This window comes from Xanthomonas sp. NCPPB 4467, assembly GCF_041475665.2.
In the GTDB taxonomy this organism is placed as follows: domain Bacteria; phylum Pseudomonadota; class Gammaproteobacteria; order Xanthomonadales; family Xanthomonadaceae; genus Xanthomonas; species Xanthomonas dyei.
Genome location: NZ_CM191260.1, coordinates 3,434,730 through 3,450,600 on the forward strand (window position 1 = coordinate 3,434,730; position 15,871 = coordinate 3,450,600).

The window sequence follows — 15,871 nt, forward strand, 5'->3', positions numbered from 1 at the left end:
AACTCGATGGAATTGGCGCGAATTATAGGCCGGTCCGGGCGGATGCGTGTTCAGCTAGCCGCGCGGGCGCAGCCGTACAAGCCTTCCCGGGCGATAAAGCCGGCCACCGCCGCCGGCACCAGCGCCTGCCAGGCCCTGCCGGCAGCGATCTGCGCGCGCACCGCGCTGGCCGATTCGCCACGCAACGGGTGGTGCAATTGCCACAACCGGCCGGCCGGCGCGGCGAATAGTGCATCGGTGCTGGCGGCCCAGCGCCCCTGCACCGCGGCGGCCAGGTGCGGCGCATCGCTCAGGTCCAGGGATGTGCCCGGCCGCGCGGCGATGACGAAGTGCGCCAGCTCGAACAGCGCCTCCCACTGGTGCCAGCGGTGCAGTCCAACGAAGGCGTCGGCACCCAACAGCCAGGCGATTGGTGTAGCGGGCCCCAGTAGCTCGCGCAGCTCGCGCAAGGTGTCCACAGTGTAGGACGGCGCCAGCTGTTGGCTGGCACGCAGCAGCTCGCGGCTGTCCAGCTGCAGCCCGGGCTGGCCGGCAAGCGCCAGCTCCAGCATCTGCGCGCGCTGCGCGGCCGTGGCCCCGGGCACGGCGCGATGCGGCGGATCGGCGGCCGGCACCAGGTGCACGAGGGCACCGAGTTCGTCGCGCGCCGCGCAGGCGATGGCCAGGTGACCCAGGTGGATCGGGTCGAAGGTGCCGCCGTAGTAGAGGTGGAGCCGGGACTCTTGAAGCCGGGACCGGGGACCGGGGACCGGGGAACCGGAAGAGCGAGGCGCAGGACCCTGGTCGGTGGGTTGGTGCGGGTGTTGTTCTTTTTGCAGGGACCGGGGACCGGGGACCGGGGAACCGGACACAGCAATGGCCGGGTTCTCGGGCTGTGAGCCAGGGCTTGCGGCGCTGTCAACAGCCTCGGCCTCTATGCTTTCCCCGGCCCCCGGTCCCCGGTCCCCGGTCCCGGCCTTGCCGGCTCTCACGCCAGCAATCTCACCGCGCGCGCTTCGGCCACCGCGATCAGCAGGCGTTCCAGGCCAACCCAGGCATCGCCGTCGGCGCGGCCCTTGGCCATGCGGTCGACCAGGCCGGCTTCGGCGACGAAGCGTTCCCAACGGCGCGGCTCGGGGTGGCGCTGCAGTGCGCGCTTGAACGGGGCCTGGCGGGATTCCCAGATGCCCTGCGATTTCATTTCCGCGGCCAGGTTGCCGCCGTTGGCCTGCACCTTTGCCAGTGCAGCGGTGCGCAGCAGTTCCTTGATCAGGATCGGCATCAGCGCGGCGACGGCTTCGCCTTCGGCACGCAGCCCGGCGAGCATGCGGATCACCGCGGCGGGCTGGCCGGAGAAGGTGGTTTCAGCCAGGCGGAACACGTCGTAACGCGCGGCATCGGCCACCAGCGATTCCATCGCCTCCAGATCCAGCGTCTTGCCGTCGGCCAGCAAGGCCAGCTTGTCGATCTCCTGCGCGGCGGCCAGCAGGTTGCCTTCCACCCGCTCGGCCAGGCGCTGCACCGCGGCTGCGTCGGCGCGCAGGCCCTGGGCGCGCAGGCGGCGCTCGATCCAGTCGGACAATTCATGCGGCTTGATCGCCCAGGCCACGGCAATGGTGCCGATGCGGCCGATCGCCTCGGCCCACTTGCCCTGGTGCGCCTTGCTCCAGTCGTTGGCGGTGATCAGCAGCACCACATCCGGCGGCGGGTTGGCGCAGAAGCGGGTGATGACCTCGGCGCCGTCCTTGCCCGGCTTGCCGCTGGGCAGGCGCACTTCCACCAGGCGGCGCGGGCTGAACAGGCTGGGCGCGTTGAAGCTGGCGTCGAGCTGGTTCCAGTCGAACTCGCGGCCGTCGGCATCGAACACCTCGCGCTCGCCGATGCCCTCGGCGCGCGCACGTGCGCGCACCGCATCGGCCGCTTCGAGCACGCGCAAGGTTTCCGGGCCGGCGATCAGGTAGGCCGGCTGCAACGGCTGATTGGACTGGCCGGCCAGCTGTTCCGGGCGAAGTTCCATGACGGAAATCCGCGCTTAGTTGTTGCCTGACGGCTGCGGCGCTGGCGGCAGCGCGGCCGGCACGCTCGATTCCGGCGTCGACGGCTGCACCGGCGGCGTGGTGGCTTGCGGCAGCGGCGCGGTCGGCGTGCTTTCCAGGCTCTCGCCGCGCTTTATGCGCGCACGCACCACGCTATCGATACGGCGCAGGATCGAGGCCGACATGTCCTTGCGCAACTCGTCGGCCAGGATCTCGCGCTCGGTGGCGGTACCGGTGGCATCCACCGGCGGCGACACGTAGTCGCGCGACAGCTCGATCACCTGTTGCGGCACCAGCACCGCACCATTGGCGGTGGTGACCGTAAAGATGGCGGCGTAGCGCAGGCTGTATTCCTGTGCACGGCCCTGGCTGTCGATGGCGATCGGCAAGTCGCCCCAGCGCTCGGACAACACCTGCACCTGCGCAAAGCCGGTCTTGGCGTCTTCGTCCGCCAGCGTGGCGCCGGCAGCCTTGAGGCCACGCCGCAGCAATTTGGCCAGTTCGCTGTACTGCACTGCGGACTGCACCTTCACGGCCGGGGTATCGGGCGGCAACGCAAGCGAATTGCGCAGGTGGAAGCCGCAGGCGGTGAGGCTGGAGACCAGCACGAGGGACGCAGCGAAAGCAGTAGGAAATCGGATCATGGGCACAGTCTGAATGAGCGCCCCGGCGGCGGCAACAGGCGGCTAGCCTGACGCAGCCCGCGTGAACGGGGCTTGATAGGGCGCCGCGGAACAACACAGCGCCCAGGGAATGACAAACGCGTCGCCACGCGCCGGTGAAACGAATGACCAGAAGCCACCTCAACAATCTCGCCTGAAGTGAAGTACCTGAAACCATCGCGGCAACTTCACCCATGCGTCGCAGCGCACCAGCGCAGTGAATCGCAGAGAACCACTGCAGCACCCGTACCTGCGCAGCACCACGCGCCAGCGCAACACATTGCCAATACCGCCGCAGCAACCTTGCACCGCGCCGCCATGCCGCTCCGGGAAGCTGCCCGTAGCGGCAATGGCAACCCGACCGGCGCCGCCGTCACCCCGCCACGATGTTCACGATCTTGCCCGGCACGATGATGATCTTGCGGATCGTCAACCCCTCCAGGAATTTCGCGGCATTGGGTTCGGCCTGAGCCAGCGCTTCGATCTGCTCGCGCGTCGCCTCCGCTGCCACCTCGATGGTGCCGCGCAGCTTGCCGTTGATCTGCACTGCCAGGGTCAACGCATCACGCACCAAGGCGCTGGGATCGACCTGCGGAAACGCCACGTCTTCCAGCAGTGTTTCGCCACGGCCCAGCACCTGCCACAACGCGTGGCTGGCATGCGGGGTGATCGGGTTGAGCAGCAGCACCATCGCTTCCAGTGCTTCCTGCCGCACCGCCCTGCCCTGGTCGCTGGCATCGTCGAACTTGGCCAGCGCGTTGGACAACTCCATCACCGCCGCGATGGCGGTGTTGAAGCTGTGGCGGCGGCCGTAGTCGTCGCTGACCTTGCCGATGGTTTCGTGGGTCTTGCGGCGGATCGCCTTCTGCTCGGCACTCAGGCTGGCGGCGTCCAGCGCAACGGCTGCGCCTTCGCCCACATGCTTATGCACCTGCACCCACAACCGGCGCATGAAACGCGCCATGCCGTCGACGCCGGCTTCGTTCCACTCCAGCGACTGCTCCGGCGGTGCGGCGAACATCGAGAACAGCCGCACGGTGTCGGCGCCGTACTTGGCCACCATCGACTGCGGGTCCACGCCGTTGTTCTTGGACTTGGACATCTTCTCGGTGCCGCCGATGTGCACCGGCTGGCCATCGGCGATCAGCACCGCGCCGGTGACGCGGCCGCGCTCATCGCGCTGGATTTCGACATCGGCCGGGTTGATCCAGTCCTTGCCGCCGTTGTCGGCGTCGCGATAGAACGTGTCGGCGATGACCATGCCCTGGGTGAGCAGGTTGGTCACCGGCTCGTCGCTGTCCACCAGCCGCGCGTCGCGCATGAGCTTGTGATAGAAGCGGAAGTACATCAGGTGCAGGATCGCGTGCTCGATGCCGCCCACGTACAGGTCGGCCGGCATCCAGTAATTGGCGCGGCGGTCGACCATGTCGCGTGCGTTGGGGCTGGTGTAGCGCGCCACGTACCAGCTCGATTCCATGAAGGTATCGAAGGTGTCGGTCTCGCGCTCGGCCGGGCCGCCGCAGTCCGGGCAGGTGGTCTGGCGCCAGGTCGGATCGGTCTTGATCGGCGAACCGGTGCCGGCAAATTCCACGTTTTCCGGCAACACCACCGGCAGCTGGTCCTCCGGCACCGGCACCGCGCCGCACTTGGCGCAGTAGATCACCGGAATCGGGCAGCCCCAGTAACGCTGGCGGCTGACGCCCCAATCGCGCAGACGGTAGTTGATGCGGCGCTGGCCCTGGCCCTTGCGCTCGAAGCGCTCGGCCAAGGCTTCGAAGGCGCCGCCAAAATCCAGCCCATCGAACTCGGCCGAATTGATCAGCTCCAGCTCGCGGCTTTTTTCGGTGTACCAGTCGCGCCACTGGGTGGCGTCCCAGGTCTGTTCGTCTTCATTGCGCGGCTCGCGCAGCTTGACCACCTGCACGATCGGCAGGGCGTACTTGTTGGCGAACTCGAAATCGCGCTGATCGTGGCCGGGCACCGCCATCACCGCGCCAGTGCCGTAGCCCATCAGCACGAAGTTGGCCACCCACACCGGCACTTGCTCGCCGCTGATCGGATGCACTGCGGTCAGGCCGGTGGCCATGCCGCGTTTTTCCTGGGTTTCCAGCTCCGCTTCGGAGACACCGCCATGCTTGAGTGTTTCCAGCAGCGCGGCCAGTTCCGGATTGGATTTGGCCGCATGCAGCGCCAGCGGGTGCTCGGCGGCGATCGAGACGAAGGTCACGCCCATCAGCGTGTCCGGGCGGGTGGTGAACACGCGCAACGGATCCAGCGGCGCGCCATCGGTGTCGCGCACGTCGAACTGGATTTCCAGCCCTTCCGAGCGGCCGATCCAGTTGCGCTGCATGGTCTTGACCGAGTCCGGCCAGCCGTCCAGCTGGTCCAGGCCGTCGAGCAGTTCCTGTGCGTAATCGGTGATGCGCAGGAACCACTGCGGAATTTCGCGTTTTTCGACCAGGGCACCGGAGCGCCAGCCGCGGCCGTCGATCACCTGCTCGTTGGCCAGCACGGTCTGATCGATCGGGTCCCAGTTCACCACCGCGTTGCGGCGGTAAGCCAGGCCCTTGCGCATCAGCCGGGTGAACATGCGCTGCTCGTGCACGTAATAGTCCGGCGTGCAGGTGGCGAACTCGCGCGACCAATCGATGGCGTAGCCCAGCGATTTGAGCTGGCCGCGCATGTGCTCGATGTTGGCGTAGGTCCACTTGGCCGGCGCGGTCTTGTTCTTGATCGCAGCGTTTTCTGCCGGCAACCCGAACGCATCCCAGCCCATCGGCTGCATCACGTTGTGGCCGGTCATGCGCTTGTAGCGGCTGACCACATCGGAGATGGTGTAGTTGCGCACATGGCCCATATGCAGCGCACCGGACGGGTACGGCAGCATCGACAGGCAGTAGAACTTGGGTTTGTCCGAGTTCTCGTCGACCTGGAAGGCGCGAGTGGCGTCCCAGAACTGCTGGGCGGAGGATTCGACCTGCTGCGGGTCGTAGGCGTTGGGTTCGACGGTGGACATTGGGAGCGGATGCTCGGGCGGTGCAAAGCGGGACAGGGTACCGCAGTGCAGCAGGTGCTCCAAACCGCTCGCTCAGATCGCCGGCTTTGCCGGCCAGATCCAGGCGGCCACGGCCAGCCAGCCGACCCAGGCCAGAAACGCCAGGCGCTGTGCGATGGCCTGCCGCAGCAGGCCGGGCGGGCCAAATGCCAGCACCGCCACCAGCAGCCCGGCCGCCAGGCTGAGCCAGGCCAGCGTGCGGGTCTCGGGGGCATTGAGCAGCGCTGCAGCAATCAACAGCATGCCCGGCACAAACGCCACCGCCCACAGCAACCAGGCCGTGGCATGCGCCTGACTGGCGCGGCCGTCCAGATCGGTGGGATCCAGCGGCAGCATGCCCATGCCGACGAAGGCCAGCCCGGCCAGCACGATGAGCTGCCCGCCCACGCGCAGAGTCCAGCCGGCCTTGAGCGGCATGCGTGCCAGCAGGCTGACGCCGGTGACCATGCCCAGCGCACCGACCAGCACGAACGCCAGCAGATTGAAGCCCAGCGCATGCGGCACACCCTGCGCGCCCAGCAACGCGACCGGGTGGCTGGCCTGCAGATAGCCCGGCAGCGTGGCCCCGAACCCGGCCAGCGCCAGCACGAACACGGTTGCCGCGATCAGGCCCAGGTAGCGCTGCGCGCTGTCGGTAGTTCCCATTGTGGTGCTCCGCTGCGGGGCGCACGCGCCACCAGGACGCGGCATTGTCGTGCCGGGCGGGCGCGGCGTGAACCCCCTTCGGCGTCCCGGGCCGGCCTTGTGTCGGCCGGGTTTGCCACCATTACCACCCATTGTTGCCGTCACCCCATACAGGAAGCCCATGTCCGACACGCCGCATGTATTCGATGCCACCACCGACACCTTCGAGACCGAGGTCCTGCAGAAATCGTTGACGACACCGGTACTGGTGGATTTCTGGGCCACCTGGTGCGGGCCGTGCAAGTCGCTGACGCCGATCCTGGAAAAGCTGGCAGGCGAGTACAACGGCGCCTTCGAGCTGGGCAAGGTCGATGTGGACAAAGAACAGCAGATCGCCGCGGCGTTCCAGATCCGCTCGGTGCCGACGGTGTTCCTGGTCAAAGGTGGCGAGATCGTCGACGGCTTCCCCGGCGCGATGCCCGAAGGCCAGGTGCGCGAATTCCTGACCCAGCACGGCGTGCTGCCGGCCGAGCCGCAGATCGCCGAAGAGGTGCTGCCCGAGGCGCCGCTGGACCCGCAGGCGCAGGCCGCCGCGTTGCGCGAGGCGATCGCCGCCGAGCCGGACAAGGACGAGCTCAAGCTGGATCTGGCACTGGCGCTGCTCAAGACCGGCGACACCGCCGAGGCCGAGCAGTTGATCGACGCCCTGCCCGCCAACCTGGCCACCGACGACCGTGCGGTGCGTGCCAAGGCGCGCCTGAGTTTTGCCAATGTGCTCAAGGACGCCCCGGACGCCAGCGCGCTGCAGGCCAGCGTGGACGCCAATGGCGCCGACCTGCGCGCGCGTCACCTGCTGGGCGTGCGCCATCTGCTCGACGGCAACGACGAAGCGGCGCTGGAACAGTTCCTGGAAATGCTGCGGCAGGATCGCGCCTTCGACGAGAACCTGCCGCGCCGCAGCCTGATCGATGCGTTCCGCGTGATCGAAGACGAAGACCTGGTCGGCCGCTACCGCCGCAAGATGTCGGCGCTGGTGTTCTGATAGCGATGGGCACTGTGGCGCGAGACGCGGCTTCGCACGCCTGAGAGCGGTTGCATGCAGCGTGTCGATTGCACGCGCATTGCACGCATTGCACGTAGCGTGTCGGTCGCAGGATCCGGCGCGCCGCGGTGCGGTGCGAGATCTGCATCCTGCCGCTACCAAGGCGCGCAGACCTGCCTCTCCAAACGGGGCACCGGCACACTGCCGACATCCTGAAGACCGACCCGACGAAGACGGCCGACCCCATGAACGCGTAGGAGCGGACCTGGCCGCAATGATGCATTCCCAGTCGCGATGAAGCGTCATGCGATAACGGTGACGCACCGTCGCGGCCAGGTCCGCTCCTACAAGTCCTGGCGCCCTGCCGCTTCACGCGTAATGCAGCCCTGCACTAGAGCGTGAAAGCCGGTCCCCGCAAGATCGCGCAGACGGCACCCGGCGCAGCGTCGACGACTCCCCCCCTGACCCGTAGGAGCGGACCTGGCCGCGATGAGGCATTCCTCGTCGCGATGAATCGTTGCTCCGATAACGGGGACACACCGTGGCGGCCAGGTCCGCTCCTACGAGAGCATGCGGGTGGTCGAGCCTTCTGCGCGAGGCGGCGCGGCTTGGGCGGCCGGAGATGACGCGGCGCCTGGACAGACTCACGTGACGGGCAACGTCGCTTCCATGGACGGCCATCGCCAACCATACGCATGCGAATGTTATGCTGCAGGCCCGACCCGCCATGGAACCCGGCCCGCATGCGCGCTTCACTGTTCAAGCTCGGCATCAACCTGTGGCCGCCGTATCTGTTTTCAGGCATCCACGTCACCGCATTGTCGGCCGACTATCGCTTTGCGCGTGTGGAACTGCGGCAACGCCCGTGGAATCGCAATTACGTGGGCACCCATTTCGGCGGCAGCCTGTTCGCAATGACCGACCCGTTCTGGATGCTGCTGGTGATGCAGAACCTGGGGCGCGACTACTACGTGTGGGACAAGGCCGGCAGCATCGACTTCGTCAAACCCGGGCGCGGCACGGTAAGCGCGGACTTTGTGATCGACAACGCCATGCTCGCCGAACTGCGCGACGCCACCGCCGGCGGAGAGAAGCATCTGCGCTGGTTCGAAAACGCGATACACAACCGCGATGGCGACGTCGTTGCGCGCGTGCGCAAGCAGCTCTACGTCAAGCGCAAACCGGCGCGGTGATTGCAACCCTGTCGACCGGCTGCAAGGCAGGCAATAACGACAGCCATGTGCCAATCGATCATGACGCGTCCGCTCGATGCGGGCACGCCATGTCTGCGCCAGGTGCAGCGCAATGGCACGCAGTCATCATTGCCACGACGCCGGCGTAGCGCGTCGGCGTCGTGGCGTGCACATCGCCGCTTTGCGTCCTTGCGCGCATTGGTCAAGAATCAAGCACCTCTCCTTGCTGGTTGCCTTCATGCTGCTGCGCACCGTTGTTTCTGCCTGCCTGCTCGCCCTGGTATTGCCCGCTACCGCCCACGCGGCCTACCGCAGCCCGCAACAGATCCTGGACAGCTCGCCGGCCAATGCGTGGCGCGTGCTCGACCCCGATCGCACGCTATACCTGGAACTGGACACCGGCCGGGTGATCATCGAGCTTGCACCGCAATTTGCACCCGAGCACGTGGGCAACATCCGCACGCTGGCCCACGAGCGCTTCTGGGACGGGCTGAGCATCTATCGCTCGCAGGATAATTTCGTGGTGCAGTTCGGCGACCCCGATGGCGAGACGCCGGGCAAGGCCAAATCATCGGGCTCGGCCAAGACCCATCTGCCTGCAGAGTTCGAACGCGCCGCGCAAGGCCTGGATTTTCAGCGCCTGCCCGACAGCGATGGCTGGGCGCCGCAGGTCGGCTTTGTCGACGGCTTCCCGGCGGGCCGCGACAGCGCCACCGGCAAGGCCTGGCTGGCGCATTGCTACGGCACGCTTGGTGCTGGCCGCAACAATGACGAAGACAGCAGCATCGGCGCAGAGTTGTATGTGGTCACCGGGCAATCGCCACGACAGCTGGACCGCAACATCACCGTGGTCGGCCGCGTGGTCAAGGGCATGGAATTGTTGAGCGTGATCCCGCGCGGCCCGGACCCGATGGGCTTCTACGAAGACGCCGCGCAACGCTCGCCGATCCGTGCGATCCGCTTGGCCAGCGATGTGCCGGTAGCCGAGCGCACGCCCCTGCAACTGTTGCGCACCGACAGCCAGAGCTTCCGCGACGTGGCCGAAGCACGCCGCAATCGCAAGGACGACTTCTACAAGCGCCCGGCCGGGCATATCGATCTGTGCAACGTGCCGCTGCCGGTGCGGACACCGCCGGCGGGCTGAATCGCGAATCGCGAATCGCAAAAGCGGGGCGCGCGTGCTTAGCGCGCGCGCTGGCTGAAGGCGACGCTGCCCAGAATCAGCACCGCGGCCAGCAACATGGTCCAGGTCAGCGGTTCGCCCAGCAGCGACCACGCCAGCAGCGCGCCGAATACCGGCACCAGGTAGGTCACGGTGGATGCGCGCGCCGGGCCGATGCGCTGGATCAACCGGTAATACATCAAGAATGCCAACCCGGTGCAGACCACGCCCAACGCGGTCGCGCAGGCCCAGGCCACTGCCGGCACCGGCGTGGTCGGCCATTGCAGCCAGGCCAACGGTGCCAGCAGCAATGCACTGCACCCCAGCGTGGACGCCGCCGATGCAGCCGGTGGCAGGTCGCCCATGTGGCGCTTCACCAGGTTGTAGCCGATGCCGTACAGCAGCGAGGCGGTGGCGCCGGCCAATGCCGCCGGGCCCACGCTCAACCCGGCCGATTTGCCGGTCGCCAGCACCAGCACGCCGATGAATCCCACCAGCAAAGCCAGCGCGCGCCGCGTACCGATGCGCTCGCCAAAGAACAAGAACGCGATCAACGCAGTGAACAACACCGTCATCGCATTGCAGATCGCACCGACGGCGGCCGGTGCATGTTGCGCGCCCCAGGCAAACAGCAAGAACGGCAACGCGGAGTTCAACACGCCGATCGCCGCCAGCATCGGCCAACGGCGCAAGGGGAAGCGGTCGCGCGCCAACCACAGAAACGGCAGCAGGACCGCCGCGCCCAGCGCCAGGCGAATTTCCACCAACGCCACCGTGCCGAACTTGGGCGCCGCCACACGCATGAACAGGAACGAGCACCCCCATACGATGCCGAGAAAACCCAGCTCGAGCGGGGTCCGCCATTCGCGCGTTGCAACGACTGGCTGCGTCGACGAATGCGCGCTCATGGCTGCGCTCCTGCGGCATGCCGTGCGGCGCTGAAACAGCAGAAGACAAGCTCGGGCAGACAGCTGGGCATGGCACGATCATCGCGACGGGATGACGCAGCATCGGCTGCTACCGCAGGCCCGACAAGCGCGTAGTATCGCGGTCAGCCACAAATCTGACTCATGTCTCGATGAATCTGCGCCCGACCCTGCTGCCCGCATTGGGCGTGTTCGCCGCCGCCGCGCGCCATCAAAATTTCGCGCATGCGGCCGAAGAACTGCATCTCACCGCCAGCGCGGTCAGCCACCATGTGCGCAAGCTCGAAGCGCTGCTCGGGGTCACCCTGTTCCAGCGGCTGCCGCGCGGGGTCAAGCTCACCGCCGAAGGCCGTCAGCTGGCCGATGCCACCACCGCCGCGCTGGCCGAGATCGCCGCGGTGGCCGGCAACCTGCATCCGCGCGAAGACGCCATCCCGCTGCGTGTCACCACGCTGCGCTCGCTGTCGTATTGCTGGCTATTGCCGCGCCTGCCGCGCTTTTGTCGCGCCCATCCGCACATCCGCCTGGACCTGCAATCGGACCCGGCGTTCTCGCGTTTCGAAGAAGGCGGCCCGGAACTGGGCATCCGTTATGGGCAAGGCGCATGGCCGGGGCTGACCTCGCACCATTTGATGGACGATGCGCTGTTCCCGGTGGCCTCGCCCTCGTTGCCGGAGGTGGCGGCACTGCGCACACCGGCGCAGATTGCCCGGTTGCCGCTGCTGAGCGACATGTCGCCGCAAGGCTGGCGCGACTGGTTTCGCGCCGCCCAGGTGCGCGGCACCACGCTGCCGCCGATGCATACCTTCAACGACAGCACCGATGCGATGCGCGCAGCGGTGTACGGCCTGGGCGCGGTGCTGGCACGCAAGCACATCGCCCAGCCCTACCTGCAACGCTACGAACTGGTGCGGCTGCCAGGCCCTACCCTCAAGGCCCGCTACGCGTACTACATCGTGCACCCCAGCCACCGCGAGCCCAGCCCGTCGGCGGCGTTGTTCATCGACTGGCTCAAACGCGAAGCGCTGGACGAACGCACCCCGATGCCCGCGTTGCCGGCAGAGCTGGTGGCACTGCCCGCTGCGTGAGACGGCTGGTTGAAGCACTGCGTTCTTGCTGGACGGGCTTTCGCTTGCCTGGATGACTTGAGCGCGATGTGCTCGACGTGCGTACGGGGCTGCGGGACTGATTTGGCATACGGGTGCGGCTGGCTAGCGCCAACAAAATCCCGCATCACCAACCGGCCGCGATCTGCACCGCAACGCTGGCACAGGCCTTGCGCTAGACGTAAGCAGCGCCCCATGGCCAATCGCACCAAACGCTCGCGACAGTCGCCGGCCGCAGCCAGCCAGCGCTGCCCCGAAAAAGCGCTTGACATCGGCCGCCATAAAATCAATTAATTAGCTAATTCGTTAATTGTCTAAACCCTTATGTCCATCGACCGCATCTTCGAAGCCCTCGCCTCCCAGCCCCGCCGCAAGATGCTGGCGTGCCTGGCAGACCAGGAACTCACCGCCGGGCAGATCGGGCAGTTGTTCGAAATGAGCGCGCCGGCGATCTCGCGGCATCTATCGGTACTGGAAACCGCCGGACTGGTGTCCAGCGAGCGGCGCGGCCAGTTCGTGGTCTACCGGCTGACCCCCGACAACCTGGTCAACACGCTCAGCAGTTTTGCCTTCGAAGTCTGCCCGGCCTCGGCACCGATGAAACGCAAGGCGCGCGCCTTGACCAAGAAAACCTCCTGACCCTCCTCCGGCCGCAAAGGACTCATGCCGATGTTCAGCACACGCCAGCACCGCACTGCCGACGCACACGCAGGTTTCCCGTCCGTCCGTCTGGAGTCCTACAGCGGCGGTCTGCCGGTGGAGGTCACGCTGATCGCGCAACTGGGCGTGGGCGCAGGCAATCCGTTGATCGAGCAGGCCTGCCGCCGCCAGCGCGCGCATCCCAGCTTTCACGATGCGCTGGACGAACCCTCGGCACGCCTGGCCGGCACCGACTTTGCGCGCGGCGAATCGACCGCGCTGTTCTCGTTTGCGGTGGGTGCCAACGGCCACCCATTCCATCGCCACGCCGGGCACCGCATGTTCACCGCCATCACCGGCAGCAGTGGCGCGCAACTGCGCTTTTGCACCGCCTCGATGGAGCAGATCGAACAAGATCCGCAGCACTTTCTGGCGGCGTTGCGGCACATCGATCTGCCGGCCGATTGCCTCTTTACCGTGCGCTTTGGCGGCGGCACCTGGCATCAGTTCGCACCGCTGAAAGCGCAGGCCGCACACCCGGCGTTTTTCGCACTGTCCTGCCACAGCGATGAGGCCGGCGGCGAGTTGAGCGATGCGGTACGCGCACGGGTGCTGGCAGGTACCGCCGATATCGCAACGCTCACCGAAACGCTGCCCGAGTCCGTGATTGCGCTGCTGGCCTCGGCCCAGGCGCGTGCGCTGCAGATTCCTACCGTGGGCCTGTCGCTGGCCGCATCGCCGGGCAGCAGCCGGTTTGCCTGGTGCGGCAGGCTGCGCTCCTTCAGCGGCAGGCTGCGCCAGGCAGTGAGCCGGCTGCGGCGGCCGGTGGGGTTTGTTGCGCTGGCACCGCAGCGGGCGCAGGTCAGCGTGCATGCCGCCCCCAAGCCCGGCTCGCTGCTGACCAGGCACCTGCCCCGCTTCGATCATCAGGACAGCGTGCGGCTGCGCCTGCAGCCGCATCAGTTGCGTCAGCACGGTGCGCACACCTTGATGACGTTGCTGCTGGAAGGGTTCACCGAGCGCGCGCCGCGGGGCGTGACCTGGCTGATGCGGCTGCGCAATGCGCTGGTGGCGCCGCTGCAGTTGCGGACCTCGCCGCTGGGCTGCCCGGTGTCGTCGTTGCTGTCGGAACAGCGCGACTGTCTGTTCGCGGGCCGGTTCCCGGTGCTTGCGCAAGACACCGCGCCGCTGGATCGACGCGTGCAGGTCTTGCTGGGCGCCGACGACCGTCACCTGGTCTTCCGCAGCAGCGTGGGCGTGGACGTGCTGGACGATGGCAGCGTGGAGCTGAGCCTGGAGACGCGGGTGGCCTGCCGGAATACGTTTGGCCGCGTGTACATGGCCTTGGTGGACGGCGTGCATCATCGCTACATCGCGCCGGCACTGCTGCGCACTGCCGCGCAGGCGTTGCTGGTGCCGGTGCTGGATACCGCCCCGGCACAGGCAACAGCCAAGCGCGCGTGAGCAGCCGGCGCACGCAGCCATCACCCGATCTTGCCTGATGGCTGCCTAGGCTTTGGGTCCCCAATCCAAGGAAGCTTTCCCATGCCGACTCTTCGCATGCGTATCACCGGCACCGACGACGACGCACGTGCCATCGCCAACCTGCTGCAGAGCATCGAGGGCATTGAGCACGTCGAAGAAGTGGACGACCTGATGCCGCATCTGGACGACGACGATTCCAGCTCGGCCGGCCTGTCCGACGACGAAGGTCCGGGCAGCCACGAGTTCGAAGTGGAAGCCGGCAACGAGGCCACCGCGCAGAAGGTGCGCGAAGCGGTGCAGGAACTGGCCTTGCAGCTGGACGTGTTTGTCGAATACGAGTTCGACGAAGGTTGAGCTTGCGCAGGGCGCGACTGCAGACATCGGTGGATGTCTGCAGTCGGCCTGCCCTTTATTCCGACGAAACCTGCAGCGCGCTGGCGTCTTGCTTGAGCAAGCGTTGCTCGTACCGGAGGCGTACAGCACGCTGGAAACGACACTGGTCGAACATCGCTGTTACACGCGGCCATGCCGATGCGCATGGCAGATTGCATGCGCTTTGCACCTGCATCCTGCACTCCTCACACAGCGCTGCTTCCAATGACAGGCGACGCGCCCATCACGCGCAGCTGATGCAGCAGCACCGACCAGCCGCGCGCCGATCAAGACATCCGGCGCCGCCGCGCGCGCCAGCGCCACGCCTGCAACAGCAGCCAGCCGGCAATCGCCGCCACCAGGGCCACTGGCAGCAATGCCGCGACCGCACGGATCACGAACGCCACGCTGGACGAAAACACCTGCCCGAACTCGGCAGCTGCCTGCGCGATCTCGCTTCTGCCCTGCTCCCCGCCGGTACTGCGGAAGTTGAGCGTCAGTAACTGGGTGCGGATACGGCGTTGCTGCTGCGCGGATTCCTGCTGCGTTTGTTGCGCTTCGGCCTCAATCTCGGCCAGGCGCTTGGACAGTGCAAGCAGATCGGTCACCGCCAGATCGCGACGCTGCTGCAACTCCAGCAGACGCGCGTGTTCTTTTTGAAGGCGCGCCTGCGCCAGGCCGGTATCGGCAATCTGCTGGGCCAGATCCTCGGCGCGCGTGCTGCGTGCCGCCACCTCGCCATGTTGGCCGGCCAGTTGCACCAGTGGCTCGATGCCATCGGGCACCGTGCGCACGCGAACGCTGCCGCTGGGCTCGCGCCCACCCTCCTGTTCCACCGCCAACAGCGCGCAGGTGCCGAACTGTGCGCTCTGGCAGGCAGCACGGACGGCCGCGATGCGCTCGCCGATCTGATCGGCCGGCAACTCGATCCGCACATCGTGTTCGTAGGCCAGCGCATTGCCTTGTGCGGCGGGGGGCGCCGGCGCCGGGGCACCGCCGTCTGCGGCCATCTCCCCCGGCGGCCGCGCGCACCCGCACAGCGCCCAGCCGACCAGCAGCGCGATGCCGGGCCAGCGCATACCGCGCCTCATCGGCTGGCTCCGTCAACCCGTTGCACGTTCAAGGTGGTCAGATCCAGCGCGGGCAGGCAGCGCACGTTGACCGCCACGCTGGCTTCGCCGGTCTTGGGGTTGGCCCCCTCGCTGAAGGGCGCAATGCCGCACTGCGGGCAATGATGATGCTCGATATGGTGGCGATTGAAGCGGTAGGTGCCGACCGCCTCCGGGTCCGCCTGCAGGCGCAGCTGGGTGCGCGTGCCAAACCAGAGCAGCCCACCGCGGCGGCGGCAGAGCGAGCAGTTGCAGTCGTAGACCTCGGTGATCGGCGTATCGGTCTCCAGTTCGAAGGCGATGCGTCCGCAATGACAGCTACCGGCATACAACATGGTGTTCCTCCTTGGAATGCGCCACTTCACTGTGGCGTGCAACAGGCAGACGGGGCGACACGGCTGCGGGCCAGGCAGCAGCCAGGGCCCGCCCGAGACCGGCCGATTCAGCATCACGGCCGCAGCCGCTTGGCGCGCGACGCACC

15 protein-coding genes are annotated in these 15,871 nt (G+C 67.2%); 7 read left to right on the forward strand and 8 right to left on the reverse strand.

Annotated features, from left to right (window positions below; genetic code table 11):
* Window positions 1-50 precede the first annotated feature (50 nt).
* The 5 genes from nadD to ACCQ06_RS15140 all read right to left on the reverse strand — a co-directional run bounded on the left by nadD (window position 51) and on the right by ACCQ06_RS15140 (window position 6,377).
* Entirely contained in the window at window positions 51-971 is a 921-nt protein-coding gene (nadD, locus tag ACCQ06_RS15120; RefSeq protein ID WP_228323087.1) for a nicotinate-nucleotide adenylyltransferase, read from the reverse strand.
* Window positions 968-1,996, reverse strand: a complete 1,029-nt coding sequence (gene holA, locus ACCQ06_RS15125; RefSeq protein WP_228323088.1) for a DNA polymerase III subunit delta — start codon at window positions 1,994-1,996, stop codon at window positions 968-970. Before holA ends, nadD begins: the two co-directional genes overlap by 4 nt.
* Window positions 1,997-2,011: 15 nt before the next feature.
* The gene (locus tag ACCQ06_RS15130) at window positions 2,012-2,659 is read right to left on the reverse strand and encodes an LPS-assembly lipoprotein LptE (RefSeq protein ID WP_316686932.1); all 648 of its coding nucleotides are present in this window, start codon (window positions 2,657-2,659) and stop codon (window positions 2,012-2,014) included.
* Between the two features lie 391 nt (window positions 2,660-3,050).
* On the reverse strand, window positions 3,051-5,693 hold the full coding sequence (leuS, locus tag ACCQ06_RS15135) for a leucine--tRNA ligase (protein ID WP_316686934.1): 2,643 nt from the start codon (window positions 5,691-5,693) through the stop codon (window positions 3,051-3,053).
* A gap of 72 nt (window positions 5,694-5,765) precedes the next feature.
* Entirely contained in the window at window positions 5,766-6,377 is a 612-nt protein-coding gene (locus ACCQ06_RS15140; RefSeq protein ID WP_316686936.1) for a DUF998 domain-containing protein, read from the reverse strand.
* Between the two features lie 160 nt (window positions 6,378-6,537).
* Between ACCQ06_RS15140 and trxA the strand changes: the two genes are divergently transcribed.
* From trxA to ACCQ06_RS15155, 3 genes are all read left to right on the forward strand, one after another.
* A complete protein-coding gene (trxA, locus tag ACCQ06_RS15145) occupies window positions 6,538-7,398 on the forward strand; it encodes a thioredoxin (protein ID WP_228323092.1) in 861 nt (286 codons plus the stop codon).
* Between the two features lie 743 nt (window positions 7,399-8,141).
* Window positions 8,142-8,591, forward strand: coding sequence for a DUF4442 domain-containing protein (locus tag ACCQ06_RS15150; RefSeq protein ID WP_316686939.1), 450 nt, complete (start codon window positions 8,142-8,144; stop codon window positions 8,589-8,591).
* 172 nt (window positions 8,592-8,763) lie between these two features.
* Window positions 8,764-9,735, forward strand: a complete 972-nt coding sequence (locus ACCQ06_RS15155; RefSeq protein WP_316692613.1) for a peptidylprolyl isomerase — start codon at window positions 8,764-8,766, stop codon at window positions 9,733-9,735.
* 38 nt (window positions 9,736-9,773) lie between these two features.
* Here the strand turns inward: ACCQ06_RS15155 and ACCQ06_RS15160 are convergent, their stop codons facing one another.
* On the reverse strand, window positions 9,774-10,661 hold the full coding sequence (locus ACCQ06_RS15160; RefSeq protein ID WP_228323094.1) for a DMT family transporter: 888 nt from the start codon (window positions 10,659-10,661) through the stop codon (window positions 9,774-9,776).
* A 170-nt stretch (window positions 10,662-10,831) separates the two neighbouring features.
* Here ACCQ06_RS15160 and ACCQ06_RS15165 point away from each other — a divergent pair, with 170 nt between their 5' ends.
* The 4 genes from ACCQ06_RS15165 to ACCQ06_RS15180 all read left to right on the forward strand — a co-directional run bounded on the left by ACCQ06_RS15165 (window position 10,832) and on the right by ACCQ06_RS15180 (window position 14,263).
* Window positions 10,832-11,767 (forward strand): LysR substrate-binding domain-containing protein, encoded by a 936-nt coding sequence (locus tag ACCQ06_RS15165; RefSeq protein ID WP_316686941.1) that lies wholly within the window; start codon window positions 10,832-10,834, stop codon window positions 11,765-11,767.
* Between the two features lie 342 nt (window positions 11,768-12,109).
* Window positions 12,110-12,424 carry a metalloregulator ArsR/SmtB family transcription factor gene (locus ACCQ06_RS15170; protein WP_104616477.1) on the forward strand — a complete coding sequence of 105 codons (315 nt, stop codon included), beginning with the start codon at window positions 12,110-12,112 and terminating at the stop codon, window positions 12,422-12,424.
* Window positions 12,425-12,448: 24 nt separating this feature from the next.
* Window positions 12,449-13,888 carry a DUF2867 domain-containing protein gene (locus ACCQ06_RS15175; RefSeq protein WP_425611858.1) on the forward strand — a complete coding sequence of 480 codons (1,440 nt, stop codon included), beginning with the start codon at window positions 12,449-12,451 and terminating at the stop codon, window positions 13,886-13,888.
* Between the two features lie 81 nt (window positions 13,889-13,969).
* On the forward strand, window positions 13,970-14,263 hold the full coding sequence (locus tag ACCQ06_RS15180) for a hypothetical protein (RefSeq protein ID WP_104616475.1): 294 nt from the start codon (window positions 13,970-13,972) through the stop codon (window positions 14,261-14,263).
* 305 nt (window positions 14,264-14,568) lie between these two features.
* On the opposite strand, the gene ACCQ06_RS15185 is transcribed toward ACCQ06_RS15180, so the two are convergent.
* Together ACCQ06_RS15185 and ACCQ06_RS15190 are read right to left on the reverse strand one after the other, a co-directional pair.
* A complete protein-coding gene (locus ACCQ06_RS15185) occupies window positions 14,569-15,372 on the reverse strand; it encodes a DUF4349 domain-containing protein (RefSeq protein WP_316686945.1) in 804 nt (267 codons plus the stop codon).
* Window positions 15,369-15,725, reverse strand: coding sequence for a GFA family protein (locus tag ACCQ06_RS15190; RefSeq protein ID WP_316686948.1), 357 nt, complete (start codon window positions 15,723-15,725; stop codon window positions 15,369-15,371). Before ACCQ06_RS15190 ends, ACCQ06_RS15185 begins: the two co-directional genes overlap by 4 nt.
* Window positions 15,726-15,871 lie beyond the last annotated feature (146 nt).

Excerpts from the sequence above, each read along its gene's own strand:
- ACCQ06_RS15180 (WP_104616475.1), top strand. The coding sequence starts at position 13,970 with ATGCCGACTCTTCGCATGCGTATCACCGGCACCGACGACGACGCACGT.
- ACCQ06_RS15190 (WP_316686948.1), bottom strand. The coding sequence starts at position 15,725 with ATGTTGTATGCCGGTAGCTGTCATTGCGGACGCATCGCCTTCGAACTG.
- ACCQ06_RS15185 (WP_316686945.1), bottom strand. The coding sequence starts at position 15,372 with ATGAGGCGCGGTATGCGCTGGCCCGGCATCGCGCTGCTGGTCGGCTGG.
- ACCQ06_RS15175 (WP_425611858.1), top strand. The coding sequence starts at position 12,449 with ATGCCGATGTTCAGCACACGCCAGCACCGCACTGCCGACGCACACGCA.
- ACCQ06_RS15130 (WP_316686932.1), bottom strand. The coding sequence starts at position 2,659 with ATGATCCGATTTCCTACTGCTTTCGCTGCGTCCCTCGTGCTGGTCTCC.
- ACCQ06_RS15140 (WP_316686936.1), bottom strand. The coding sequence starts at position 6,377 with ATGGGAACTACCGACAGCGCGCAGCGCTACCTGGGCCTGATCGCGGCA.
- leuS (WP_316686934.1), bottom strand. The coding sequence starts at position 5,693 with ATGTCCACCGTCGAACCCAACGCCTACGACCCGCAGCAGGTCGAATCC.
- ACCQ06_RS15165 (WP_316686941.1), top strand. The coding sequence starts at position 10,832 with ATGAATCTGCGCCCGACCCTGCTGCCCGCATTGGGCGTGTTCGCCGCC.
- ACCQ06_RS15150 (WP_316686939.1), top strand. The coding sequence starts at position 8,142 with ATGCGCGCTTCACTGTTCAAGCTCGGCATCAACCTGTGGCCGCCGTAT.
- ACCQ06_RS15160 (WP_228323094.1), bottom strand. The coding sequence starts at position 10,661 with ATGAGCGCGCATTCGTCGACGCAGCCAGTCGTTGCAACGCGCGAATGG.
- trxA (WP_228323092.1), top strand. The coding sequence starts at position 6,538 with ATGTCCGACACGCCGCATGTATTCGATGCCACCACCGACACCTTCGAG.
- holA (WP_228323088.1), bottom strand. The coding sequence starts at position 1,996 with ATGGAACTTCGCCCGGAACAGCTGGCCGGCCAGTCCAATCAGCCGTTG.
- ACCQ06_RS15170 (WP_104616477.1), top strand. The coding sequence starts at position 12,110 with ATGTCCATCGACCGCATCTTCGAAGCCCTCGCCTCCCAGCCCCGCCGC.